The 22,788-nt window shown below is 66.2% G+C and carries 22 protein-coding genes; 8 read left to right on the plus strand and 14 right to left on the minus strand.

What is annotated here, in order from left to right:
* Positions 1 to 25: 25 nt before the first annotated feature.
* From E4341_RS11755 to E4341_RS11765, 3 genes are read right to left on the minus strand one after another with little or no spacing between them, the layout of a single operon-like run.
* Complete coding sequence (locus tag E4341_RS11755) at positions 26 to 520, minus strand: GNAT family N-acetyltransferase (RefSeq protein ID WP_165117463.1); 495 nt, start codon at positions 518 to 520, stop codon at positions 26 to 28.
* A gap of 58 nt (positions 521 to 578) precedes the next feature.
* Positions 579 to 1,352 carry an enoyl-CoA hydratase gene (locus E4341_RS11760; RefSeq protein WP_165117465.1) on the minus strand — a complete coding sequence of 258 codons (774 nt, stop codon included), beginning with the start codon at positions 1,350 to 1,352 and terminating at the stop codon, positions 579 to 581.
* Complete coding sequence (locus tag E4341_RS11765; RefSeq protein ID WP_165117468.1) at positions 1,349 to 2,434, minus strand: MBL fold metallo-hydrolase; 1,086 nt, start codon at positions 2,432 to 2,434, stop codon at positions 1,349 to 1,351. Before E4341_RS11765 ends, E4341_RS11760 begins: the two co-directional genes overlap by 4 nt.
* Before the next feature lie 100 nt (positions 2,435 to 2,534).
* On the opposite strand from E4341_RS11765, the gene E4341_RS11770 reads away from it, so the two are divergent.
* From E4341_RS11770 to E4341_RS11785, 4 genes are all read left to right on the plus strand, one after another.
* Positions 2,535 to 3,524, plus strand: a complete 990-nt coding sequence (locus tag E4341_RS11770) for a hypothetical protein (RefSeq protein WP_240893535.1) — start codon at positions 2,535 to 2,537, stop codon at positions 3,522 to 3,524.
* 101 nt (positions 3,525 to 3,625) lie between these two features.
* A complete protein-coding gene (gene xth, locus E4341_RS11775) occupies positions 3,626 to 4,411 on the plus strand; it encodes an exodeoxyribonuclease III (RefSeq protein ID WP_165117470.1) in 786 nt (261 codons plus the stop codon).
* 5 nt (positions 4,412 to 4,416) lie between these two features.
* Positions 4,417 to 4,932 carry a hypothetical protein gene (locus tag E4341_RS11780; protein ID WP_055753176.1) on the plus strand — a complete coding sequence of 172 codons (516 nt, stop codon included), beginning with the start codon at positions 4,417 to 4,419 and terminating at the stop codon, positions 4,930 to 4,932.
* An 88-nt stretch (positions 4,933 to 5,020) separates the two neighbouring features.
* Positions 5,021 to 5,926 (plus strand): cobalamin biosynthesis protein CbiG, encoded by a 906-nt coding sequence (locus E4341_RS11785; RefSeq protein WP_165117472.1) that lies wholly within the window; start codon positions 5,021 to 5,023, stop codon positions 5,924 to 5,926.
* Between the two features lie 9 nt (positions 5,927 to 5,935).
* Here the strand turns inward: E4341_RS11785 and recN are convergent, their stop codons facing one another.
* Positions 5,936 to 7,633 (minus strand): DNA repair protein RecN, encoded by a 1,698-nt coding sequence (recN, locus tag E4341_RS11790; protein ID WP_165117474.1) that lies wholly within the window; start codon positions 7,631 to 7,633, stop codon positions 5,936 to 5,938.
* 76 nt (positions 7,634 to 7,709) lie between these two features.
* On the minus strand, positions 7,710 to 8,564 hold the full coding sequence (locus E4341_RS11795) for an outer membrane protein assembly factor BamD (RefSeq protein ID WP_039245588.1): 855 nt from the start codon (positions 8,562 to 8,564) through the stop codon (positions 7,710 to 7,712).
* 190 nt (positions 8,565 to 8,754) lie between these two features.
* On the opposite strand from E4341_RS11795, the gene E4341_RS11800 reads away from it, so the two are divergent.
* Both E4341_RS11800 and E4341_RS11805 read left to right on the plus strand, forming a co-directional pair.
* Positions 8,755 to 9,690 carry a ribose-phosphate pyrophosphokinase gene (locus tag E4341_RS11800; protein ID WP_039245590.1) on the plus strand — a complete coding sequence of 312 codons (936 nt, stop codon included), beginning with the start codon at positions 8,755 to 8,757 and terminating at the stop codon, positions 9,688 to 9,690.
* Between the two features lie 83 nt (positions 9,691 to 9,773).
* The gene (locus tag E4341_RS11805) at positions 9,774 to 10,904 is read left to right on the plus strand and encodes a hypothetical protein (protein ID WP_165117476.1); all 1,131 of its coding nucleotides are present in this window, start codon (positions 9,774 to 9,776) and stop codon (positions 10,902 to 10,904) included.
* 68 nt (positions 10,905 to 10,972) lie between these two features.
* Here the strand turns inward: E4341_RS11805 and E4341_RS11810 are convergent, their stop codons facing one another.
* Together E4341_RS11810 and aceA are read right to left on the minus strand one after the other, a co-directional pair.
* Positions 10,973 to 11,182 carry a hypothetical protein gene (locus E4341_RS11810; protein ID WP_045810109.1) on the minus strand — a complete coding sequence of 70 codons (210 nt, stop codon included), beginning with the start codon at positions 11,180 to 11,182 and terminating at the stop codon, positions 10,973 to 10,975.
* Between the two features lie 19 nt (positions 11,183 to 11,201).
* On the minus strand, positions 11,202 to 12,482 hold the full coding sequence (gene aceA / locus E4341_RS11815; protein WP_165117478.1) for an isocitrate lyase: 1,281 nt from the start codon (positions 12,480 to 12,482) through the stop codon (positions 11,202 to 11,204).
* 156 nt (positions 12,483 to 12,638) lie between these two features.
* Here aceA and E4341_RS11820 point away from each other — a divergent pair, with 156 nt between their 5' ends.
* A complete protein-coding gene (locus E4341_RS11820) occupies positions 12,639 to 14,069 on the plus strand; it encodes a short-chain fatty acyl-CoA regulator family protein (protein WP_165117480.1) in 1,431 nt (476 codons plus the stop codon).
* A 3-nt stretch (positions 14,070 to 14,072) separates the two neighbouring features.
* Here the strand turns inward: E4341_RS11820 and E4341_RS11825 are convergent, their stop codons facing one another.
* From E4341_RS11825 to petA, 6 genes are all read right to left on the minus strand, one after another.
* Positions 14,073 to 15,713, minus strand: a complete 1,641-nt coding sequence (locus tag E4341_RS11825; protein WP_165117482.1) for a M28 family peptidase — start codon at positions 15,711 to 15,713, stop codon at positions 14,073 to 14,075.
* A gap of 72 nt (positions 15,714 to 15,785) precedes the next feature.
* The gene (locus E4341_RS11830; protein WP_165117484.1) at positions 15,786 to 17,453 is read right to left on the minus strand and encodes a M28 family metallopeptidase; all 1,668 of its coding nucleotides are present in this window, start codon (positions 17,451 to 17,453) and stop codon (positions 15,786 to 15,788) included.
* A gap of 80 nt (positions 17,454 to 17,533) precedes the next feature.
* Positions 17,534 to 17,878 carry a hypothetical protein gene (locus E4341_RS11835; protein WP_165117486.1) on the minus strand — a complete coding sequence of 115 codons (345 nt, stop codon included), beginning with the start codon at positions 17,876 to 17,878 and terminating at the stop codon, positions 17,534 to 17,536.
* 188 nt (positions 17,879 to 18,066) lie between these two features.
* Complete coding sequence (locus tag E4341_RS11840; RefSeq protein ID WP_205751286.1) at positions 18,067 to 18,930, minus strand: cytochrome c1; 864 nt, start codon at positions 18,928 to 18,930, stop codon at positions 18,067 to 18,069.
* Positions 18,931 to 18,947: 17 nt separating this feature from the next.
* Positions 18,948 to 20,252, minus strand: coding sequence for a cytochrome b N-terminal domain-containing protein (locus tag E4341_RS11845; protein WP_039245598.1), 1,305 nt, complete (start codon positions 20,250 to 20,252; stop codon positions 18,948 to 18,950).
* Between the two features lie 16 nt (positions 20,253 to 20,268).
* Positions 20,269 to 20,826 (minus strand): ubiquinol-cytochrome c reductase iron-sulfur subunit, encoded by a 558-nt coding sequence (gene petA, locus E4341_RS11850; protein ID WP_165117488.1) that lies wholly within the window; start codon positions 20,824 to 20,826, stop codon positions 20,269 to 20,271.
* A gap of 194 nt (positions 20,827 to 21,020) precedes the next feature.
* Here petA and E4341_RS11855 point away from each other — a divergent pair, with 194 nt between their 5' ends.
* Positions 21,021 to 21,476: a tRNA (cytidine(34)-2'-O)-methyltransferase gene (locus E4341_RS11855; RefSeq protein ID WP_165117490.1), complete on the plus strand. Its 456-nt coding sequence runs from the start codon at positions 21,021 to 21,023 to the stop codon at positions 21,474 to 21,476.
* Here the strand turns inward: E4341_RS11855 and E4341_RS11860 are convergent.
* A complete protein-coding gene (locus E4341_RS11860; RefSeq protein ID WP_165117492.1) occupies positions 21,467 to 22,726 on the minus strand; it encodes a dipeptidase in 1,260 nt (419 codons plus the stop codon). The genes E4341_RS11855 and E4341_RS11860 overlap by 10 nt on opposite strands.
* Positions 22,727 to 22,788: the final 62 nt, after the last annotated feature.

The raw sequence follows: 22,788 nt of genomic DNA on the forward strand, positions 1-22,788 counted from the left end.
GCCCCGCGAACCGCGCGGGAAAGGGTCAGCCAATGCGAACCGAACCCGAAACCTGATCCACGCCGGTCGCCAGCCACAGAACACGGCGACGATCCACAGGTCCGGGCAGGATCGCGTTGGGCGCATGGGCGAATCCGAACCGCGCGAAATAGGCCGCGTCCCCGACCAGCAGTACGCCGCCGACGTCCAGCGTCCGTGCCTGATCCACGCACGCCTGAACCAATTCGGCGCCCAGACCGTCGCTCCGGCGGCCGGCGTCCACCGCGATCGGTCCCAAAAACAGAGCGGGGGTGTCTCCGACCACGACCGGCCATAGCCGCACCGCCCCCACCACTTCCCCATCGCGCTTCACGACAAAGCCCGCGCTTGGCTTCGAATCTTCACGCAACCGCTCGGCCGTCTTGGCGAACCGTCCTGGCCCGAAGGCGGCCATGACCAGCGCATCCACGCCTTCGGCGTCGGCCGCAGTCTCGGCTTCGATACGGCTTACGGCCGGAGGTATGGAAAGGGCGTGCGACATCGGCGCGCACCTAGAAGCAAAGCTGCGCCAAATCAAGGCAAGGCCTTGCGACGACCGCTTACCCCGCCTTCGAAAAGTCCGGCGCTCGCTTCTGTGTAAAGGCCATGAAAGCCTCCATCGCTTCTGGGCTCTTCATCTGAGAGCCGAAGGCCTCGCCCTCCCGCTGCATCAGCGCCCACAGACCTTCTGCATCACGCATCAGTCGCTTGGTCTTGCGGATCGAGTTGGGCGCGCGGGCCGCCACTTTGGCCGCCAGGTCCGCCGCCGTCGCCTCGACCTGATCGGCCGTGACCGCGCGATTGGCGATACCCCACGCCAGGGCTGTCCGGCCATCCAGCGGCTCGCCCAGCGCAAACAGTTCGAAGGCCCGCTGATGACCGATCACGGCCGGCAACAGCAGGCTGGACGCCGCCTCGGGCGCCAGGGCCAGATTGACGAAGGGCACGGACAGCAGCGCATCCTCGGCCACCACCACCAGATCGCAGTGCAGCAGCATGGTTAGGCCGATCCCGACCGCCCGCCCCTTCACGGCGGCCACAGCCGGCTTGTCCAGGTCCGCCAGCGCCTTCAGGAAACGAAACACCGGCATATCGCCCGGCCCCGCCCCTTGCGAGCCCAGGGCGATGAAGTCCTGAATGTCATTGCCGGCCGAGAAACTGTCCCCCTCGGCGCGCAGCAGCAGCACCCGCACCGCATCGTCGGTCCGCGCCCGCTCAGTCGCCTCGGCCAGGGCCGAATACATGGCCTGGGTGATGGCGTTCTTCTTGTCGGCCCGATCCAGGGTGACGGTCAGGACGCCGTCGGCCAGTTCGCTGCGGATATGTTCGCTCACGTCGTTTCCTCGTCCTGTGCGACGGCGCTCCACCAATCGACGCCACTCTCGTCGCGCGTCCGTCGAGCGCGGCCGCGTCGTTCCAGATAGTTCAGGTGCGCCTGGGCCTCGCCTGTGGCCATGCCCAGCACCCCGTCCCCGACCGCTCGACCGAAGACGGCGGAGAAGCCGTCGATCACTCTAGCCGGTTGACGCAACGTCCGCTCAAGCCGTTTCAGCGCGACCTCATGCCCCCGCTTCAGTGCATCGAGCCGCGCGTGGACGCCGTAGAAAGGCTCGCCATGCGCCGGCAGGACGAATGCGCCCTCCGGCAACAGCGCCCTCAGCTTGTCCAGCGAGTCCATCCAGTCGCCCAGAGGGTCGGCTTCAGGCTCCGTCGACCAGACCGAGACATTAGAGGAAATGCGTGGCAGGATTTGATCCCCGGCGATGAAGACGTCGTCCGACCGCCGCCACAGGCAGACATGTTCCGGGCTGTGGCCTGACCCGACGACCACCGTCCAATCGTCTCCGTCGATCTGAACGATGTCGCCGTCCGACAGTCGCAGATAGCTGCGCGGCATTGTCGCCACGCCCTTGCCGAACCCGCCGTAGTCGGCCCGCCAGCGCGCGATCTGCTCATCGCTCCAGCCTGCGGCGCGATAGTATCGCTCGCCGTCCGCCGGCGCATCGCCTGCCTCCTCGGCCATCAGCATCCTCGCGGTCACATACTCCAGTCGCGACATCAGCAGCGGCGCGCCCGACCGCTCACATAGCCAGCCCGCCAGTCCGATGTGATCGGGATGCATATGGGTGCAGATCAATCGCGTCACGGGCCTGCCGCCAAGCGCGCCATCCAACGCCGTCTCCCACGCATCAACGGTCGCCGATATCTTCAAACCCGTATCGACGACGACCCAGCCGTCGCCGTCCCGGATCGCATAAGCATTCACATGATCCAACTGAAACGGCAGGGCGAACCTCAGCCACAGCACGCCGGGCGCGACCTCGATCGCCTCGCCCGCGCCGGGCACGGCGTCGAACGGATAGGTCAGCCCCCGCCCATCCTTCGCGGCCGTCGTCGGCGCCGTTCCATCAGCCAAGTCAGTCTCCAATCGAAACGCGCAGATACTTAGCCTGTGTGCCTCGCCGCCGTCCACACCCGCCTTGACCGCGTGTGAATACGAGGTCACGTAGTCGGTAGTGACAAATCTGGGTGTTGATATGAAAGCTCGAATATTCGCCGCAGCGACAGCGCTCGTTTTCAGCGCGATTTCCGTGTCTGCCTTTGCCCAAACGACGCCGTCAACGGGGTATGGGCCTGCAGGATCTCGAAACGGGATCGAAGCCCCCAGCGAACGGGTGACACCCTCGCGTGTTCAGCGCCCCAGCAACAACCAACCGCGACGCGAGCGTCAACCGGCACCGCCCACGGCAGAAGAGATTTTGGCGGCCGCGCAGCAACAAGCCACCTTGGCCAGCGCCAACTGTCAGGTCAGTGAAGCCAAGCTGCTTGGGCAAACCGCCGACAAGACGTCGGTGTATGAAGTAGCCTGCGCCACGGGTCCTGGCTTCATCCTAGAATCCAAGACACCACCGTCCGCGACCAGCTGCATTGCACTCGCCTATTCGGCGCGCGTAGCACGTGAACGCGATCCCGCCGCCGATGTCGGCCTGCAATGCACGATCGCCGCCAACACCGACACCGACAAGTTCTTGCGCGAATACGCCCAACAGGCCGGCGTTCCTTGTGCGGTCGATCAGACCAAGGTGCTGGGACAGTCCAACGGCGGTGTTGTCGTCTACGAAATCGGGTGCTCCGACGGTCCGGGCTTCTGGATCAGGCAAGACGCCGGCGTTTGGAGCAAAACGCCGTGCCTTCAAGTCCTGGCCGAGAACGGCGCCTGCGAGTTCACGACCACGGCCGAAAACGCCACCTTCGTAAAAACGCTCCTCGCTGGCTCGGAAGCCGCATCCTGCAACGTCGTCGAAGCCCGTCTGATGGGGCAGAACGCAAACGGCATGTTCTACGAAGCCAAGTGCGACGGTGCTGATGGCGTCATCGCCCGCGTGAACGCCGAAAACGCGGTTCAGCAAATCTACCCTTGCGCCACCGCCCAGCGGATCGGCGGGGGCTGCAAGCTGACAACAGCGCCTGCCGCTGCTACGGCGCCAGCCGGCGGTCGCCTCTAAGCCAGTCAAAAGACTGATCGAAGGGCCGTCGGAGCGATCCGGCGGCCCTTTTCTTTTGCGCCCTCTTTTCCAAAACCGAGACGTAGCCTAGCGTCGCGGTCATGCGCATCGCCACCTGGAACGTGAACTCCGTCAACGCCCGCCTGCCCACCGTGCTGGCGTGGCTGGAGCAGGCCGCCCCCGACGTCGCCTGTTTCCAGGAGATCAAATGCGTGGACGAGAAGTTCCCGCGAGAGGCCTTCGAGAGCCTGGGCTACAACGTCGAGACCCACGGGCAGAAGAGCTACAACGGCGTCGCACTGCTGTCGAAATACCCGCTGTCCGACATCCGACGCGGCCTGCCTGGCGACGAGACTGACGAACAGGCGCGCTACATCGAGGCGCTGGTCGAGGCGCCCCGACCCATTCGCGTCGGCGCCATCTATCTGCCGAACGGCAATCCGATCGGGACCGAGAAGTTCGCCTACAAGCTGTCCTGGTTCGATCGGTTGAACCGCCATGCCCAGGATCTGCTGGCGTTCGAGGAGCCGCTGGCCCTGTGCGGCGACTACAACGTCATTCCCGAAGCGGAGGACGCCAAGGATCCGACCGCCTGGACCGACGACGCCCTGTTCCAGCCCCAGAGCCGCCAAGCCTTCCGCGCATTGAAGAACCTGGGTCTGGCCGACGCGCATGAGATCGGCGGCGAACCCGCTGGCACCTACACCTTCTGGGACTATCAGGCCGGCGCCTGGCAGCGCGATCACGGAATCCGCATCGACTTCGCCCTGTTGTCGCCCCAGGCCGCCGACCGGTTGCGGGGGATCGAGACCCACCGCGACGCCCGCGACATGGAAAAACCTAGCGACCACGTTCCCGTGGTGGTCGACATTGATCTAGAGGCCTGACGACCATGGCCGACGTCTTGCGGGTGGTGCTGCTGATCGCCCTCGCGGCGGCCCTGCTGACGACCCTGGCCCTGGCGCTGTCGTGGTGGATGGAGCCGCCGCGCCGCCTGCACCGCGCCATGCTCAAGACCCTGGGCGCCGCGCCAGAGGTCGAGGCCTTGTCGCCGGGCGAAGGTCGCGCCTGCGCCTTGAACTTCGACGTCGAACAGGTCGTCGTGCTGTGGGCCAACGGCGCCCATGGCCTGGTCTACGCCTTCGACGAGGTCGAGGGGGGAGAGATCATCGTGGACGGCCACGTCGTCGCCCGCATTCGCCGGGGCGAGGCGCGCAAGTCGCTGGACGTGCTGGCCCCCGACGCCGAACAGGTCGTGCTGCGCCTGATGTTCGCCGATGCCCGCCACCCGGAGTTCGAGCTGGCCCTTTGGGACGCCGCCCTGCCCGTCCAGACCGGCTCGCCGGGCGAGGCGCTTCGTCTCGGCCGCCGCTGGTTGTCGCATCTGGAGGCCCTGCTGAAGGGCTGAGGCGCCGCATGGGCCTTTCAGTCGCCGCGATGCGGCGTTAGAAGCCGGGCTCACTCCTAACCGACACGCCTTTATCAGGGAGGCCGCCTTGGCCCGCCTTTTCGACGCCTATATCGTCGCCGACTGGACCGCCGCCGAAACCAAGAAGCTCGGCGACACCTCGCTGTGGATCGGCGTGGCCAAGCGCGACGTGCGTTTCCGCCTCTATACTGAGACGCACAATGTCGCGACCCGGGCCGAAGGCGAAGCCCTGCTGGCCTCGATTCTGGCGGACCACAGGAAGCGCGGCGACCGGGTGCTGGTCGGGCTGGACTTCAACTTCGGTTATCCCGTCGGCACGGCCGCGCGGCTGAAGCTGGACGGAAGCCCGTGGCAAGCCATGTGGAAATTCATCGCCTCCAACATCGTGGACAAGTCCGACAACACCAACAACCGCTATCAGGTCGCGGCCAAGATGAACCGGCTGATGACCGACGAGGCCTGGCCTCTGTGGGGCGCGCCCGCCAAACAGGCCCAGCGCTGGTTGACCACGACCAAACCGCCCGCAGGCTCCGGCGCCGACATTCCTGAGTTCCGCGCCACCGAAAACGCGGCTCGCAAGGGCCGGCTTCAGCCCAAGAGCGTGTGGCAGATGCACGGCGCCGGCGCCGTGGGCGGCCAGACCCTGGTCGGCATCCCGGCTGTGCGGCGGCTTCTGGAAAGCCTCGGCCCGTCAGGCGCCGTCTGGCCGTTCGGCACCGGCTGGCGCGCGCTGACCCCCGATGACGTGGAACCCTTGTCGGCCCTGGTTGTCGAGGTCTGGCCGTCGATGCACGAGACCAAACCTCAACCCGGTGAGTTCAAGGACCAGGCCCAGGTCCGCTCCACGGCCGAGGCGCTCGCCCGGATGGACGAGGTCGGCGACCTGGCCAAGGCGTTCGCCCCGCCCAAGGACGCCACGCCCGAGCTGATCGCCCAGGTCGAACAGGAAGAAGGCTGGATCCTGGGCGTCTAAAAAGTTCAGTCAGCCGATCAAGGCCCGCGCCGCTGCGCGTGCTTCGTCGGTGATCTCGGCGCCGGACAGCATTCGGGCGATTTCCTCCTGACGGCGCTGGTCGTCCAGGGCGACGACGGTGGTGGTCGTCAGGCCGTCGCGGTCGGCCTTCATCACCTTCCAGTGGGCATGGCCGCGCGCGGCGACTTGCGGACTGTGGGTCACGACCAGGACCTGGGCGCCGTTCGACAGGCGTTTCAGGCGCAACCCCACAGCCTCGGCCACCGCGCCGCCGACGCCCTGATCCACCTCGTCGAAGATCATCACGGGCTGGCGCATGTCCTCGCGGCTGGCGAGGGCCGCCTTCATCGCCAGGGCGAAACGCGCCAGTTCGCCCCCTGAAGCGATGGCGTCCAGCGGGCCGAAGTCGGTTCCGGCGTTGGTGGCGATCTGGAAGCGCACCGTTTCGACGCCGTCCGGCCCGCGTCGGCCATTGATCGGCTCCAGCGCCACGCGGAACCGCGCGCGCTCCAGCTTCAGCGGGCCCAGTTCTCCCATGACGGCGGCGGTCAGCCGCTCGGCGGCGGCTTCCCGCGCCGAGGTCAGGAAGGTGGCCGCGAGATCATAGGCTTCCGCCGCCTCGGCCGCCTCGCGCCCGGCGTTTGTCAGCGCCTCCTCGCCATCCTCGATCAACCGAAGCTGCTCGCGCAGGCGAATACGCAGGGTCGGCAGGGCGTCGACGGTGGTGTGCAGCTTGCGAGCGGCAGCGCGCAGGGCGAACAATCGCTCCTCGGCCTTGTCCAGACGGCCGGGCTCATAGTCGAAGGCGTCGGCGGCGGCGTCCACGGCGGCGAGGGCTTCCGCCGCCTCGACCATGGTGCGGTCGATCGCCTCCACAGCGGCCGACAGTTTGACGATGACCGGATGATCTCCCTCGGCGCCCGCCTGACCGGCCCTCTGGCGCGCATGTTCGACGGCCCTCAGCGCCGCGCCCAGCTTCTGGCTCAGCTTGTCGCCGCCCAGCTGGGTGCGGGCGTCGCCCAAATCGGCGATGGCCTTTTCGGCGGCGCCCAGCATGGCGCGTTCGCCTGCCAGTTCCGTCTCTTCGTCGGCGCGCGGATCCAGCGTATCCAGTTCGGAGAGGTTCAGGCTGATTTCTTCGCGCCGCGCATCGGCGTCCGCCGCCTGCGCCTTCAGCTCCGCCAGCTTCGCCTCGGCGGCCTTGAGCCTCGCGGAGGCCGACGCCACCGCCGACAACTGAGGCTGCAGTCCGCCATAGGCGTCCAGTGACGCGCGATGCGTTCGCCAGTCCAGCAGGCCCACCGTCTCATGCTGTCCATGCACCTCGACCAAGGCCGCGCCGATCTCGCGCACGGCGGTCACACCGGCCGGCTGATCATTGACATAGGCCCGGCTGCGACCGTCGGCGCCCAACACCCGTCGCAGGATCAAATCCTCCCCTGGCTGCACATCAAATCCCTTGTCGGCGATCAGGGCCAGCAGATCGGGATCGTCGGGGGCGGAGAAGACGGCGGTGGCCACAGCCTGTTTGGCGCCATTGCGCACCAGGCCCGCATCGCCGCGCCCGCCGAGCGCCAGCCCGAGCGCGTCCAGAATGATCGACTTGCCGGCCCCGGTTTCGCCGGTCAGCACGGTCAGGCCGCTCTCGACCTCAAGATCGAGCACGTCCACCAGGACGACGTCACGAATGGAAAGGGCGGTCAGCATCGCGTCAGGCGCCGGCGGAACGAATCATGACCGACAGAATCCCGATCCGCGCCGGATTGCACAAGCCGTCGCGTGATCAGCCCGGAATGATCCGCTGCAGCCAGCTCTCGCGCTTGCCCTCGGGCGCCTTGTCCGGCGTCTGACCATTTTCGGTCAGCAGCGCATAGGCCTCGGCGTACCAGGGGCTGCCCGGATAGTTGTAGCCCAGCACTGCGCCGTTGCGCGTCGCCTCTTCCTTCAGACCCAGCTGAAGGTTGACCTCGACCAGGCGATACAGGGCTTCGGGCGTATGCGAGGTGCGCTGGAAGTCCGGGTTGGCGATCACGGCCTTGTAGCGGTTCAGGGCCGCCAGCGGCTGGTTGGCGCGCTGATAGTAGCGGCCGATGTTCATTTCCTTGCCGGCCAGCTGGTCGTTGACCATGTCGATCTTGACGGCGGCGTCCGAGGCATAGGGGGTGCCCGGATAGCGGCGCGAGACATCCTTCAGACCGGCCAGGGCGGCGGTGGCGTAACCCTGATCGCGCCCCACATCGGTGATCTGCTCGAAGTTGCAGACCGCCTTCATGTAGAAGGCGTAGGACGCCGACGGATTGCCGGGGAACAGCTGGATGAACCGGTCGGCCGCCGCGATGGCGTCGGCATAGGCGTTGTTCTGATAGTAGGCGTAGATCTGCATCAGGATCGAACGACGCGCCCAGTCCGAATAGGGATGCTGGCGTTCGACTTCCTGGAAATAGTCCACGGCGTCGGACCAGCGGCGCTGCTGCAGCCGATCATAGCCGGTGTTGTAGAGCGCCTCGACCGGACGTTCCTCATAGGCCAGCTTGGGACGCTTGGTGCCTGAGCAGCCTGAAATCGTCACTGCGGCGAGCGCCGCGGCCATCAGCACCATGCCGGAACGGAACTTAGAAGCGGACAAGGACGACCCCATGACGTGTGAAGGACAGCCCTGAAGCCGTTCCCCGGAAACCAACGCGGCGACCTCTAGCACCCGCAACCGAGCCGCGCCATGCCGAGGAAAACTCAGCATACGACTTGCCCTGCCCGGCTCCACTGGTAAAGAGCGCGCCAACCGACCGCCGTTCATGGGGGGCGGATGACGGCGAAAGGATGACCGGCCGATGAAGCTGCTCTCAGGCAACTCCAACCGCGCACTGTCCCAGGCGATCGCCGACCACCTGGATGCGCCCCTGACCAAGGCCCAGGTCAAGCGGTTCGCCGACAACGAGGTCTTCGCCATCATCGAGGAAAACGTTCGTGGCGAGGACGTCTTCATCCTGCAGTCGACCTCCTATCCGGCCAACGACAACCTGATGGAGCTGCTGATCATCACCGACGCCCTGGTGCGGGCATCGGCGAAACGGATCACGGCCGTCATCCCCTATTTCGGCTATGCGCGTCAGGATCGTAAGACCGGTGGCCGTACGCCGATCTCGGCCAAACTGGTCGCCAATCTGATCACCCGCGCCGGCGCCGACCGCGTCCTGACGATGGATCTGCACGCCGGTCAGATCCAGGGTTTCTTCGACATTCCGACCGACAATCTGGTCGCGACCCCCGTGCTGGCGCAGGACATCAAGGAAAACTACGCCCGCGGCGACGACCTGATGATCGTCTCGCCCGACGTCGGCGGCGTGGTGCGCGCGCGTTCGCTGGCCAGCCGCCTGGACGCCGATCTCGCCATCGTCGATAAGCGCCGGCCCAAGGCCGGTGAGAGCGAGGTCATGAACATCATCGGCGACGTTCAGGGCCGCCGCTGCATCCTGTTCGACGACATCGTCGATTCGGGCGGCACCCTGGTCAACGCCGCCAAGGCCCTGATCGACCAGGGCGCGACCGAGGTTTCGGCCTATATCAGCCACGGCGTCTTGTCCGGCCCCGCCGTCCAGCGCATCACCGACGGCCCGCTGAAGGAGTTGGTGATCACCAACTCCATCGAGCAACCCCACGAAGTTTTGAACTGCCCGAAAATCCGAGCGGTTTCCGTGGCTCCGCTGGTCGGAGAGGCTATCCGACGGATCGCGAACGAAGAATCGGTATCGAAACTGTTCGATTAACCTTCGGATAACCATAAGGCCCGCCTTATAAGCGCCAACAGTATTGGCGCTTTTTGCGCGCGTATTCGCCTGAGGAAGTCTCCATGAAAACGGCCCTACTGAGCCGCGGTCTGTCGGCCGCCGCCCTCGCCGCCGCTGTCCTGCTCGCCAGTTGCGAGAGCGGACCCTCAAAGGCCGAGCTCGAAGCCCAGCGTCTGGCGGCGGAACTTGCCGCCCGCAAGCCGCCCCCCGTGTCCCTGAACCAAGGCGTGGCGGACGCCGCCTCAATCTACGTCGCCTTCCTGCGCGAAGCCCAGACGATCCAGCCGGGCGGCTTCCCCGATGCGGAATCGATCCAGGCCGCCCTGCGCAAGGGTTCTGCCTATGACGCCGACCAGCTGTCGCGCGGGCTGATCGCTTACGGCGCCATCATCGCCCTGCAGTCACCCGAGTTCGTCGCCGGTGTGCAGCAGTATGCGATCGATCCGGCCCAGCGTCAGCGCATGGTGGCCCAGATCGTCGCCGATCCGGCCTATGCCGCCACCCTGCCCGGCGCCGATGCGGCCGCCGGCCTGATCTCGGCGACCGTCGGCAAGGACGCCATCGCCATGCGCGCCATCGCCGAGGCGATTGAGCAGGACGCCTACACCATCCAGGGCCGCAGCGATCCCCGCCGCCGTTGGGCCATCACGCCGATTCCGAACCGCGAAGTGCGGCTGGAAAGCGCAAAGACCCTGTCGGCCGTGAAGATGCTGCCGTCGCCGGAGGAGTCGAGCCGCCTGTTCGCCGCCGCCAACAGCGGCGCAGGTTTGGGACTGGAGCCTTCGCGCAAGGGCCCGCCCTACACCCCCGCCGTCGTACGCTCTCTGGCCATCGCGGCTCTGGGCGCGCTCGGCGCCGGCGGCGACGAGGCCCGGGTCAATACCGAGGCTCTGACGCACGAGCCGAACAGCGAGTTCTGCATGGATATGTCCAAGCTGATGCTGTTCCAGTGCCTGGCCGCCTCGCGCCCCAGCTACGAAGACATCTTCTGCCTGGGCCGTCACATCACCCGCGACCTGGCGACCTGCACCACCGAGGCGACGCAGATCACCACCATCGTCGTCGGCGACCCTCAGGAAACCGGGGCCGCGCCGGCGCGCACGCCTATCTCCGTCACCGTCCCGCAAGCGACGCCTGTTCCGACCCCGGCGGTTGCGACCACCCAATCGCTGAACACGACGCCGTCGCGCTAAGCGACACTTCGAACAGAGCAGGGCCCGCTCCGAGCGATCGGAGCGGGCCTTTTTCTTGGGCCATCGGCCTATTCGTAACCGTGCGCCGCTTCGTTGATGACTTGTGACGGCATGGACGAGAAGTCCACGGCGACGGGCGTCGCGGTCTTGGATTGATAGGTCCTCAGCACGTGCGTCAGACGACGACGCACCTCACGCTCGGCCTCCGTGCCGGTGTCGAGCGCCAGGGGCGCCAGGCAGAAGTCGATGATGGCTTCGGTTCGGGTCAGCGGTTCCATTTGCGGTTTCCTTTCCGGGTTAAGCCGCGTGGGTGAACTGGGCGGTCTCGGTCGAGTCCTTCAGCGCCGTCGTCGAGGACGTACCGTTGGAGATGACCGTGGCGATCTGGTCGAAATAGCCGGTGCCGACTTCGCGTTGGTGACGCGTGGCGGTGTAGCCGATGGCCTCGTTGGCGAACTCGCGCTGTTGCAGCTCCGAATAGGCCGCCATGCCGCGATCGCGATAGCCGTCCGCCAGCTCGAACATGGAGTTGTTCAGGCTGTGGAAGCCGGCCAGGGTCACGAACTGGAACTTGTAGCCCATTGCGCCCAGCTCGCGCTGGAACTTGGCGATGGTCGCGTCATCCAGCTTGGCCTTCCAGTTGAAGGACGGCGAGCAGTTGTAGGCCATCAGCTTGCCCGGATGCTTCTTCTGCACGGCTTCCGCGAACTTCTTGGCGTCGTCTAGATCCGGATGCGATGTCTCCCACCACAGCAGGTCGGCGATATTGGCGTAGGACAGGCCGCGCGCGATGCAGTGATCCAGACCCGTGCCCTCCTTCAGGCGGAAGAAGCCTTCAGGCGTGCGGTTGTCGCGATCGATAAAGGCCTGGTCCCGCTCGTCGATGTCCGAGGTGATCAGTTGCGCGCTTTCGGCGTCCGTGCGCGCGACCGTGATGGTCGGCGTGCCCATGACGTCGGCGGCCAGACGCGCGGCGACCAGATTGCGCTCATGCGCCTGGGTCGGGATCAGAACCTTGCCGCCCAGGTGGCCGCACTTCTTTTCCGACGCCAGCTGGTCCTCGAAGTGAACGCCGGCCGCGCCCGCCTCGATGAAGGCCTTCATGATCTCGAAGCTGTTCAGCGGCCCGCCGAAACCGGCTTCCGCGTCGGCGACGATGGGAACGAACCAGTCACGCTTGGCGCCGCCCTCGGCATGCTCGATCTGATCGGCGCGTTGCAGGGTGCGGTTGATGCGGCGGCACAGTTCCGGCGCGGCGTTGGCCGGGTACAGCGACTGGTCGGGGTACATGGCGCCGGCCGTATTGGCGTCCGCCGCGACCTGCCAGCCTGACAGATAGATGGCCTTCAGGCCCGCGCGGACCATCTGCATGGCCTGGTTGCCGGTCACGGCGCCCAGCGCATTGATGAAGGGCTCGTCGTGCAGCAATTGCCACAGGCGGTTGGCGCCCCGCTCGGCCAGCGTATGGGTGATCGGCACCGAGCCGCGCAGGCGCAGGACGTCCTCAGGGGTGTAGGGGCGCTCGATGCCGTCGAAACGGCCGACGGGCGAAGGCACCAGATCGGCGAAGGTGGTCATGGTCAAACTCGGTCTCTGAAGGGCGCGGCCGCAGCCGCCGTCTCGGAGACAAGAACACGCACCGGTCAAAACTGATACAGACCGAACCCCATCAACGAAGTCATCTTGTCATACTATGACTTTGCCTATTCGGTCACGTTGTGACATCGTGCGGTGATGAACACCGCCGCTGACCGCAAGCTGTTTCTGGGCGCCCGGCTCAAGCGGCTGCGGCGCGATCTGGGGCTGACCCAGACCGCCATGGCCGCCGATCTGGACGTTTCTCCAAGCTATCTCAATCACATAGAGCGTAACCAACGCCCGGTTTCTGCCCAGCTCCTGCTGCGACTGGCGGACACCTATGACGTGGATTTGCGCGCGCTGAATCAGGGCGGCGCGGCGGACGAGGCGCGTCTCACGGAAATCCTGACCGATCCCCTATTCAAGGGTCTATCCGCGCCCCGGCACGAACTGGTGCAACTGCTGGAAGAGGCGCCCGGTGTCGCCGACGCCCTGCTGCGCCTCTATCAGGCCTTCGACGACGGCCGCACGCGCGCCCGCGCCGCCGCCGAGACGGGCGAAAGCCCGATCGAGACCAGCCCGGCCGAATGGGTGCGCGAATACATCCAGTCGCGCGGCAACCATTTCCCTGAACTGGACCAGATGGGCGAGGCCCTGTCCGACGCCCTGTCCGCCGAGGCGCCCGCCCACGCCGACGGCTTCGAACCCGCCGCCCGTCATCGGCTGGCGGCCAGGCACGATCTGGGCGTCCGCACCCTGCCGGCCGAGGTCATGGTGGAATGGACCCGCCGCTACGACCTGCACCGCCGCCGTCTGCTGCTGTCAGAAACCCTGGGGCCGTCCTCGCGCGCCTTCGCCATCGCCTACCAACTGGCCCTGGCCGAGCAAGGGCCGGCGCTCAACGCGCTGGCAGAGGCCGCCGGCGCCCCGGACGGGCCGACTCGCTCCCTGCTGCAGGTCGCCCTGACCAACACCCTCGCCGCCGCGACCCTGATGCCCTACGCCGCCTTCCAGCGGGCGGCGGAAGAGACGCGCTATGACTTGGCTCGGCTCCAGGCCCGGTTCGGCGTCAGCTACGAACAGGCCGCGCACCGCCTGACCACCCTGTCACGCCCCACCGCGCGCGGCGTGCCCTTCTTCCTGATGCGGGTCGATCAGGCGGGCAACATCTCCAAACGCTATGCGGCGGGCGCCTTTCCCTTCTCGCGTTTCGGCGGCGCCTGCCCGCGCTGGCGGCTGCATTCGGCCTTCCGCACGCCCGGCCGCATCGTCACCCAGATCATCGAGACTCCAGACGGCGGCCGCTGGTTCACCTTCGCTCGCACGGTCGAGCGGCAAGGCCACGACGGCTATGGCGAGCGCCACGACCTGGCCGTCGGCCTGGGCTGCGAACTGCGTCATGCGCATCGTCTGGCCTACGCTCACGGCATCGACCTGCAGAACCCCGAGGTCACGCCCATCGGCCCGGCCTGCCGCCTGTGCCACCGCCACCCGTGCGCCGAACGCGCCGCCGCCCCCATCGACCGCCCGCTTGCGGTCGATGACTGGTCCAAGTCCGTCAGCCCCTATCCGTTCGGCGCGGCCTGAGGTCTAGCGCCTCTGATCGGCCGTGCGGTCGCGGATGGCGTTGAACTCGGCCGTCGGCTTCCACGCAGGCCAGCTCTCGCTGTCGGCCACCGTCAGCCCCAGCCGATACAGCAGATCCAGGTTCTGCAAGGCGGCCGTGAAGTCATAGTCGGCCCGCCATTCGTCGGTCAGCTTGTGATAATATTTGGCCATCGCGCCCTCGTAATAGGGCTTGCCCGCCTCGATTCCGCCCTCCACGAAATCGCGGCCCGTCCACGGCATCAGGGCCGGCACCCCTCCGGCCGCGAAGTTGAAGTGGTCGGAGCGGTAGTAGAAACCTTCCTCCGGATAGCCGTCGCCCGTCACCACCCGCCTCTGCACGGCCGCAAACCGGCCCAGAATATCCTCCAGCTCAGACTTGCCGACGCCGAACACCGCCACGTCACGCGTTGCGGGCGTAAAAGGCAGCATGTCGATGTTGATGTCCGCCGCCGTCTTGGCCAGCGGATAGACCGGATCGGCCGCATAGGCCTCCGACCCCAGCAGCCCCTGCTCCTCGGCCGTGACGTGCAGGAAGACCACGGTGCGCTTCGGCGCCGGTCCAGCCTTGAACGCCCGCGCCATCTCGATCAGACCGGCCGTCCCCGACGCATTGTCCCAGGCGCCGTTGAAGATGTCGTCGCCCTCGGCATTGGGCGTCCGGGCCTTGCCGACGTGATCCCAGTGGGCGGAATAGAAGACGTATTCGTCAGGCCGCTCGGTGCCGGGGATCTTGGCCAGCAGGTTGTTGGAGTGGATGACCTCGGTGGTCTCGACGATATCAACGCTGAGACGCGCGCCCAGATCCAGAACGCCCCCCAAAGCGGTCGTCTTCGCCCGCTCGACGGCGGCTTCCAGGGGCGCGCCGCCGATCGCTGTCGCCGTGGCCATGTTGATGGATCCGCTGAACCGCGGGTCCTGCGCGCCCTTGACCGTCATCTGCGGCCGGGTCGCCCCGCCCACGGCGCGACGCCAGCGGTTGTCCTGGTCCTGAAGCGTGATGACGCCCACGGCTCCGCGCTTCAGCGCCTCCTGGGTCTTGTGCGTGGTCGAGCCGTAGAAGTTGGGATCCTCGCCCATCACCGTCGGCTGGCCGCGCAGAATGACCACGACCTTGCCGGTCAGGTCCGCATTGCCATAGTCGTCCCAGGTCGGCCCCGAAATGCCGTAACCGCCGAAAACCAGCGGCGCCTCGGCCGTCACGACCGGTTCCGCCGACCCGGCGCGCAGGGTGATGTCCGTCCCGGAAACCAGCGGATGCGACACGCCGTCCGCCCCGGTCCAGGACGCCGTCGGCGTCCGCTCCGGCGTGAAGCGCACCAGATCGACGGGCTGCAGCCACGATCCGTCGCGTCCGCCCGGCTCCAGCCCCATCGCCTCATACTGCGCCTGCAGATAGGCCAGGGTCAGCCGTTCGCCGATCAGGCCGGGAAACCGTCCCTCTAACTCGTCCGACGCCAGATATTTGATGTGGTCCGACAGGCGCTGGGCGCTGAACTGAGGCGTCGCGGCCGAGGCGACGGCGAAGGCGTCCAGCTTGGGCGCCGGCGATGCGACCGGCGTCGTCGCGCAGGCGGTGAGCGCAAGCGCCGCAAGGGCGATGAGGGGTGAACGGCGATGGATCATTGAACTGACTCGACAGGCGAAATGGCAAAGGGGCGGAGATTCCTCCCCGCCCCATCTTGATGTGTGAAAAGACTAGCGGCGTTCGGACGCGGTCGTGGCGCGCACCGGCGCGAACTCCGAACCCGACTTCCACTGCGGCCAGTCGCGACCGTTCGCCAGGGCGCGACCGACATCGTAGAAGACCGTCAGATCCTCAATCATGCCGCTGTAGTCCCAGTCGGGCGACCATTCATCCGCCGCCTGGTGATAGCGTTTGGCGCCGTATTCCGACCGCGCCGCCTCGCGCGCGGCGATCGGTTCGTCGCGGAATTCGCCCCGGCTGCCGGCGTAGGCCATCGGTACGCCGCGCTTGGCCAGCGGGAAGTGGTCCGAACGGTAATAGGTGCCGGCCGCATTCTCGTAGTCCGGCACCAGCGACCGCCCTTGCGGCTGAACCGCCGCCGCCAGACGTTCGTCGAAGTCCGACTGGCCATATCCGGTGACGCCCAGACCGGTGACGCGGCCATAGACGTTCATGGAGTCCATGTTGAACCCGCCCACCGTCTTGGCCAACGGATAGACCGGGTTCACCGCATAGTATTCCGAGCCCAGCAGGCCGCTTTCCTCGCCGGTGAAGCTGATCATCACGATCGAGCGCTCGGTGCGCGGCGCGCGACCGAACATGCGCGCCAGCTCCAGCAGACCCGCCGTGCCCGAGGCATTGTCCACCGCCCCGTTGAAGATGCGGTCACCGGTCGCATCCGGCTCGCCCATGCCGATGTGATCCCAGTGGGCGGTATAGAGGATCGTCTCGTCCGGATGAGTTGTGCCCGGCAGGCGGGCGATGACGTTGTGGCTGGTGACCTGATTGGTGGCCACGTCGAACTCGGTCGAGAAGGATGCGCCGGGCAAGGCGACCGGCTGGAAGTCACGGCTGCGCGCCTGGACCTTCAGCGCGTCGAAATCCAGACCCGCGCGACGGAACAGGTCGACCGCCACGTCACGCTGGATCCAGCCCTCCATCGGCACGCGCTCCGACGCCGCATTTTGGCGCAGGATGTCGAACTGCGACACGCCCCAGGAGTTGGCGACCGTCTGCCAGCCGTAAGACGCCGGCGCCGTCTCGTGCACGATCAGCACGCCCGCCGCGCCCTGTTTGGCCGCCTCTTCGTATTTGTAGGTCCAGCGGCCGTAATAGGTCATGGCCTTGCCGCCGAAGGTGTTCAGCGCTGGCTCCTCGAAGTCGGCGTCATTGACCAGCACGACCAGGATCTTGCCTCGCAGGTCCTGGCCCTTGAAGTCGTTCCACTGCCGCTCGGGCGCATTGATGCCATAGCCGACGAAGACCAGCGGGGCGTCCTTCAGGCTGACGTGTTCAGCCGGGCGGCGGGTCGAGATGGCGACCTCGCGCCCTTGCGTCATCGGCAGGGTCCAGTCGCCCAGCTTCAGCGAAGCGCGCACATTGGACTGGGTGAAGCGGTTCAGGATCACGTCCTGCGTCCATTGACCGTTCGGCCCGCCCGGCTCGAACCCGGCGGCAGCGTAGCCTTCGCTCAGATAGCGGATGACCTTTTCCTCGGCCGGCGTGGCGATGCCCCTGCCCTCGAAGCTGTCGTCCGACAGCGTCTTGATGTCCTGCGAGATCCGCGCCGCATCGAAAGTTGGGACCGCGTGAACCGCAGCGGGATTGGACGCCGTGGCGCAGGCGGACAAGGCGGCGCTCGCCAACAACACGGCGGCGAAAGAAGAGACAAGACGCATGAACTGAAGGCCCCACAGCCGGAAACGATGTGCGACCCTAGGGGGCGATCATCCAGCTGTCGACACAAACGAGCCTTCCGTTAGCGTGCAACGGGGCTCTCGCGAGCGTCGCAGGTTTTTGTCACGGCCTCCCGAATGTCGGCATAACGACCACGGACGGCCAGATTCCTCGCAGCTTCGCAATCGCCGCTGGCGATCAAACGGTCGAGTTTGTCAGCCAGCTCGAAGCGCTGGTTGATGACCACCTGCCGCCAACGCTGGATTTGGTCACGCCGCTCGTTTTCGACAATCAGGCGACGGTCGTTGTCTTCAAAACGCGCAAGGCCGCCGACCGCGTAGATGACCTGAGAGTTCGAGGGACTTGGTGTGGTGGTCGGCTGCGCGGCGGAAACTGTCATCGCCAAGCCGAGAACGGTTGTAAGCATTGTCACCTCCCGAAGTTCGTCAGCGATTTAGACACAGGTTGCAAACACGCGCTACCTCAAGGCGATGAAAATCAACTTCAGACAGTGCACAAAACGGCTTAGGGCCGTACCAAACATGATCCGCAAACGAAAAAGCCCGCCGAGGCGAACCTCGGCAGGCCTACGATTTCGATCCGGCGGCGATGCCCTTAGTGGGCGACGCCCTTCCAGATGCGGCGGTAGGCGACATAGGTGATGCCGGCGAACAGCAGCAGATAGATCATCACGCCCAGACCGGCCTGCTTGCGCTCGACCATCTTCGGCTCGGACGTCCAGGCGATGAAGGCCGCGACGTCCTTGGCGTATTGATCGACCGTCTGAGGCGAGCCGTCGTCATAGGTCACCTGACCGTTCTGAAGCGGCGGCGGCATGGCGATGAAGCCGCCGGGCGGAACGTCCTTGTGGTCGCCCGTCCAGAACGGCGTCAGGTCGCCGGCCATATAGGGGTTGTAGTGCTGACCCTCGCGGATCTGCAGGCCGGCCGGAGCCGCCTTGTAGCCCGACAGCAGCGAGTAGATGTAGTTGGCGCCGTCGTGACGGGCCTTGGCCATGACCGAAAGGTCGGGCGGCGCAGCGCCGCCGTTGCCAGCCGCCGCCGCCGTAGCGTTCGGATAGGGGGCGCGGAACTTGTCGGCGGGCGTGGCGTCGCGCTGGATCGCCTCGCCGGTCTCGCTGTCGATGTCGCCGACCTGGTTTTCCTTGGCCAGAGCCTTCACGACAGGGTTGTCGTTCGGGTTCGGGTACTTCGGATTCCAGAACGGCCCATGACGGTCCCCCAGGTTCCGATAGTGCATCAGGTTCATGCTGTGACAGGCGGCGCAGACCTCGTGATAGACCTTGTACCCGCGTTGCAGCTGGCCCTGGTCATAGGTGCCGAACGGCCCTTCGAAGCTGAACCCGCCCGAGCGCAGATGGGCGGCGGCGCCCGCCGCCATGGCGGGAGCGGCGGCGCTCAACAGACCCAGCGCAATCGCGGCCGAGGTGATGATCGTCTTGAACGACACGGTCTTCATTCCAATCGTCATGATTTTCAGACCTTGTGCTCGACGGCGCCGGCGCCGGTCAGGACCGGCTCGGAGATCGTCGCCGGGATCGGCAGCGGCTGCTCCTTCAACCCGACCAGCGGCATGATGATCAGGAAGAAGACGAAGTAATAGAGTGTGAAGACCCGCGTCAGCCACAGGTAGGAGTTCAGGTCGCCGTCGATCAGGGTGAAGGTCTTGAACGACCCGATCACCGGCGCGTCAGGCAGCTGACCACCGCACCAGCCCAGGCCCACGCCCACCACCAGGAAGATGATGAAGAAGGTCCGCATCGTCGGGCGATAGCGCATCGAGCGCACCTTGGACGTATCCAGCCAGGGCAGGACGAACAGCACGCCGATGGCGCTGAACATCGCCACCACGCCGCCGAACTTGTCCGGGATGGCGCGCAGGATCGCGTAGAAGGGAAGCATGTACCACTCTGGCACGATGTGCGCCGGCGTCTGCAGCGGGTTGGCCGGGATGTAGTTGTCGGCGTGGCCCAGCGCGTTCGGCTGATAGAAGACGAAGATGGCGAACAGGATCAGGAACAGGATGATCGCAAAGCCGTCCTTGACCGTGAAATACGGGTGGAAGGGCAGCGTGTCCTTTTTCTCCCGATCCTTCGGGATCAGGATGCCGACCGGGTTGTTCTGACCGGCCGAGTGCAGCGCCCAAAGGTGCAGCACGACGCAGCCCAGGATGGCGAACGGCAGCAGATAGTGCAGCGAGAAGAAGCGGTTCAACGTCGCATTGTCGATCGCCGGGCCGCCGCGCAGCCAGATCAGGATCGGCTCGCCCAGCACGGGGATGGCGCCGATCAGGTTGGTGATGACCTCCGCACCCCAGAACGACATCTGGCCCCAAGGCAGGACGTAGCCCAGGAAGGCAGTGGCGATCATCAGGAAGAAGATCACGCAGCCGATGATCCAGATCATCTCGCGCGGCGCCTTGTACGAGCCGTAGTAGAGGCCGCGCAGCATGTGCAGATAGACGGCGATGAAGAACATCGACGCGCCGTTGGCGTGGACATAACGGATCAGCCAGCCGCCGTTCACGTCGCGCATGATGCGCTCGACGGAGGCGAAGGCCAGGTCGACGTTCGGCGTATAATGCATGGCCAGAACGATGCCGGTGACGATCTGCGTCATCAGGCACAGGGCCAGGATGCCGCCGAAGGTCCACCAGTAGTTCAGGTTCCGCGGCGTCGGCAGGGACATGTAGTCCGCGCCGAAACGGATGATCGGCAGCCGGGTGTCCAGCCACTTCTCGACGCCCGTCTTCGGGACGTAGGTGCTCTCGTGATCGCTCATGATTCCCCCTTGGTCCTCAGCCGATCTTGACGCGGGTGTCGGACAGATAATCGTATTCCGGCACCACCAGGTTCAGAGGTGCCGGCCCCTTACGAATGCGGCCGGAGGCGTCGTAGTGCGAGCCGTGGCAGGGGCAGAACCAGCCGCCGTAATCGCCCGCGCCGAAGGTCGGCACGCAGCCCAGGTGCGTGCACGAACCGATGACGACCAGATATTTCTCGTGACCCGGCTTGGTGCGCTCGGCGTCGGTCTGGGGCTGCTTCAGGTCCGGGGCGTGATCGTCCGCGATGACCTTCTGCAGCTCGGCCGGGGTGCGGTAACGCACGAACACCGGCTTGCCCTGCCATTTGATGACGACCTGCTGGCCTTCCTGAACCTTGGTCAGGTCGAACTCGATCGACGCCAGCGCCAGCGTATCGGCCGCCGGATTCATCTGGTTGATCAGCGGCCAGGCGATCATGGCGCCCGCGCCGACCGCTGCGGCGCCCGCCGCAATGTAGATAAAGTCCCGACGATTGGGATCACCGCCATCAGGGCTGTGACGGTCTTCCGTATGCACGACCGATTCGGCCACGTTTCCACCTCTCGAACGCCGCAGAAGACCCCCAAGGGCGTCCCCAGCCACGGCACGAACCAACAAAAGACGCCGGGAATCCCCGACGGCCCGTGACTTGCGCCGCATTGGACGCAAGCTGCTGACGTTTCTTGCGAAACGCTCGCAAACAGACCGCGACAAACCCCCTCGCCGCGCGTATGTCAGGCCTTAGAATGCGTCTCGCCCTTTTTCAACCGGACATTCCTCAGAACGTCGGAGCCTGCATCCGATTGTCGGCCTGTTTCGGCGTCGATCTGCATGTGATCGAGCCGACGGGCTTCCGTTTCGACGACCGCGCCATGAAGCGCGCGGCCCTCGACTACGGCCCTCTGTCCCACATGACCCGCCACGCCGACTGGGAGGCCTTCCAGGCGGATCGTCCGGCCGGGCGGCTGGTGCTGCTTACGACCAAGGGCGCCACTCCCCTGCCCGATTTCGTCTTCCGGCCCGACGATACCCTGCTGTTCGGCAAGGAAAGCGCCGGCGCCCCCGACTATGTCCACGCCGCCGCCGACGCGCGTGTCGTCGTGCCGCTGCGTCCGGAGGCCCGTTCGCTGAACCTGTCAGTCACGGCCGGCATCGCCCTGTGGGAAGGCCTGCGCCAGACCGGCAGGGTCGGTCAGTTCTGAGCCGGCGCGGGCTCCAGCCGCGCCATCGACGGCCGCTCGCCGGCCTTTGACGCCGCGACGGCCTCGACCGACCGCATGACCCGCAGCAGGTTCTCGCCGGCGATCTTGCGGATGTCGGCCTCGGTCCAGCCCGCGTCCATCAGGGCCGCCAGGATCCGTGGATAGGCGTCCACCCCGCCCATGCCTTCCGGCAGGCTGCCGATGCCGTCGAAGTCGGCGCCCAGGCCGACGTGGTCGATGCCCGCCACTTCGCGCACGTGCTGAATATGCGCCACCACGTCGGCCAGAGTCGCCTGAGGCGTCGGATTGGCGGCGGTCCAGGCGGTCAGACCGGCCTCCACAGCGCCGGGATCGCCGGGGTTCAGGGTCTTCAGCCGCGCCTCCTCGCCCGCCTTGGCCCCGTTCCAGGCCCGCACCGCCTCGGACACGAAACCGGGCGCCAAGTTGATCATCACGATGCCGCCGTCCTGCGGCATCATTCGCAGCACCCGATCGGGCACGTTGCGCGGATGATCGGTGACCGCCCGCGCCGACGAATGAGAGAAGATCACCGGCGCATCGGACACGCGCATGGCGTCCAGCATCGTCTCCTCGGAGACGTGGCTGAGGTCGACCATCATGCCCAGCCGATTCATCTCCTTGACCACCGCCTCGCCAAACGGGCTGAGCCCGCCCCATTTCGGCGCGTCCGTCGCGCTGTCGGCCCAGGTCGTGGTCTTGGAGTGGGTCAGGGTCATGTAGCGCGCGCCGGCTCGGTAGAACTCCCGCAACAGGGCCAGGGAATCGTCGATCGAATAGCCGCCCTCCATCCCGATCAGGCTGGCGATCCGGCCCGATTTGAACACCGCATCCACCTCGTCCGCCGTGGTCGCCAGGCCGAAGGTGTCGGGATGGGCGGCGATGATGCGTTTGGCCGTGTCGATCTGCTCGAAGGTTTCCTCGACCGCCTCCAGCGGCGTCAGGCTGGCAGGCACATAGACGGACCAGAACTGCCCTCCGACGCCCCCGGCCCGCAGGCGCGCGATATCGGTATGCAGTTTGGTCGACGCCGCCAGATTCTTCGCCAGATCAACGGCGTAAACGTCATTCCCATACTGCTGTCGCAGCGCCCACGGCAGGTCGTTGTGCCCGTCGATCAGCGGCGTGGTCTTCAGTATCTCCATCACTCGCGCCTCGTCGGCGTCCTGAGCGTGGGCCGCCCCTCCGAGCGCGAGCGAGGCGACGGCGACGGAAACGAGACGGCGGATCATGGACGGGCTTCCTGAAAACGGCAGACAGCCATTAGCGCCCGCGATTCTGCTTATGACAACCT

The organism is Brevundimonas sp. 'scallop' (genome assembly GCF_011045535.1).
In the GTDB taxonomy this organism is placed as follows: domain Bacteria; phylum Pseudomonadota; class Alphaproteobacteria; order Caulobacterales; family Caulobacteraceae; genus Brevundimonas; species Brevundimonas vesicularis.

Excerpts from the sequence above, each read along its gene's own strand:
- E4341_RS11860 (WP_165117492.1), bottom strand. The coding sequence starts at position 22,726 with ATGATCCGCCGTCTCGTTTCCGTCGCCGTCGCCTCGCTCGCGCTCGGA.
- xth (WP_165117470.1), top strand. The coding sequence starts at position 3,626 with ATGCGCATCGCCACCTGGAACGTGAACTCCGTCAACGCCCGCCTGCCC.
- E4341_RS11830 (WP_165117484.1), bottom strand. The coding sequence starts at position 17,453 with ATGCGTCTTGTCTCTTCTTTCGCCGCCGTGTTGTTGGCGAGCGCCGCC.
- E4341_RS11820 (WP_165117480.1), top strand. The coding sequence starts at position 12,639 with ATGAACACCGCCGCTGACCGCAAGCTGTTTCTGGGCGCCCGGCTCAAG.
- E4341_RS11855 (WP_165117490.1), top strand. The coding sequence starts at position 21,021 with ATGCGTCTCGCCCTTTTTCAACCGGACATTCCTCAGAACGTCGGAGCC.
- E4341_RS11800 (WP_039245590.1), top strand. The coding sequence starts at position 8,755 with ATGAAGCTGCTCTCAGGCAACTCCAACCGCGCACTGTCCCAGGCGATC.
- E4341_RS11805 (WP_165117476.1), top strand. The coding sequence starts at position 9,774 with ATGAAAACGGCCCTACTGAGCCGCGGTCTGTCGGCCGCCGCCCTCGCC.
- E4341_RS11780 (WP_055753176.1), top strand. The coding sequence starts at position 4,417 with ATGGCCGACGTCTTGCGGGTGGTGCTGCTGATCGCCCTCGCGGCGGCC.
- E4341_RS11835 (WP_165117486.1), bottom strand. The coding sequence starts at position 17,878 with ATGCTTACAACCGTTCTCGGCTTGGCGATGACAGTTTCCGCCGCGCAG.
- E4341_RS11825 (WP_165117482.1), bottom strand. The coding sequence starts at position 15,713 with ATGATCCATCGCCGTTCACCCCTCATCGCCCTTGCGGCGCTTGCGCTC.
- E4341_RS11845 (WP_039245598.1), bottom strand. The coding sequence starts at position 20,252 with ATGAGCGATCACGAGAGCACCTACGTCCCGAAGACGGGCGTCGAGAAG.
- E4341_RS11840 (WP_205751286.1), bottom strand. The coding sequence starts at position 18,930 with ATGAAGACCGTGTCGTTCAAGACGATCATCACCTCGGCCGCGATTGCG.
- aceA (WP_165117478.1), bottom strand. The coding sequence starts at position 12,482 with ATGACCACCTTCGCCGATCTGGTGCCTTCGCCCGTCGGCCGTTTCGAC.
- E4341_RS11795 (WP_039245588.1), bottom strand. The coding sequence starts at position 8,564 with ATGGGGTCGTCCTTGTCCGCTTCTAAGTTCCGTTCCGGCATGGTGCTG.
- recN (WP_165117474.1), bottom strand. The coding sequence starts at position 7,633 with ATGCTGACCGCCCTTTCCATTCGTGACGTCGTCCTGGTGGACGTGCTC.
- E4341_RS11810 (WP_045810109.1), bottom strand. The coding sequence starts at position 11,182 with ATGGAACCGCTGACCCGAACCGAAGCCATCATCGACTTCTGCCTGGCG.
- E4341_RS11755 (WP_165117463.1), bottom strand. The coding sequence starts at position 520 with ATGTCGCACGCCCTTTCCATACCTCCGGCCGTAAGCCGTATCGAAGCC.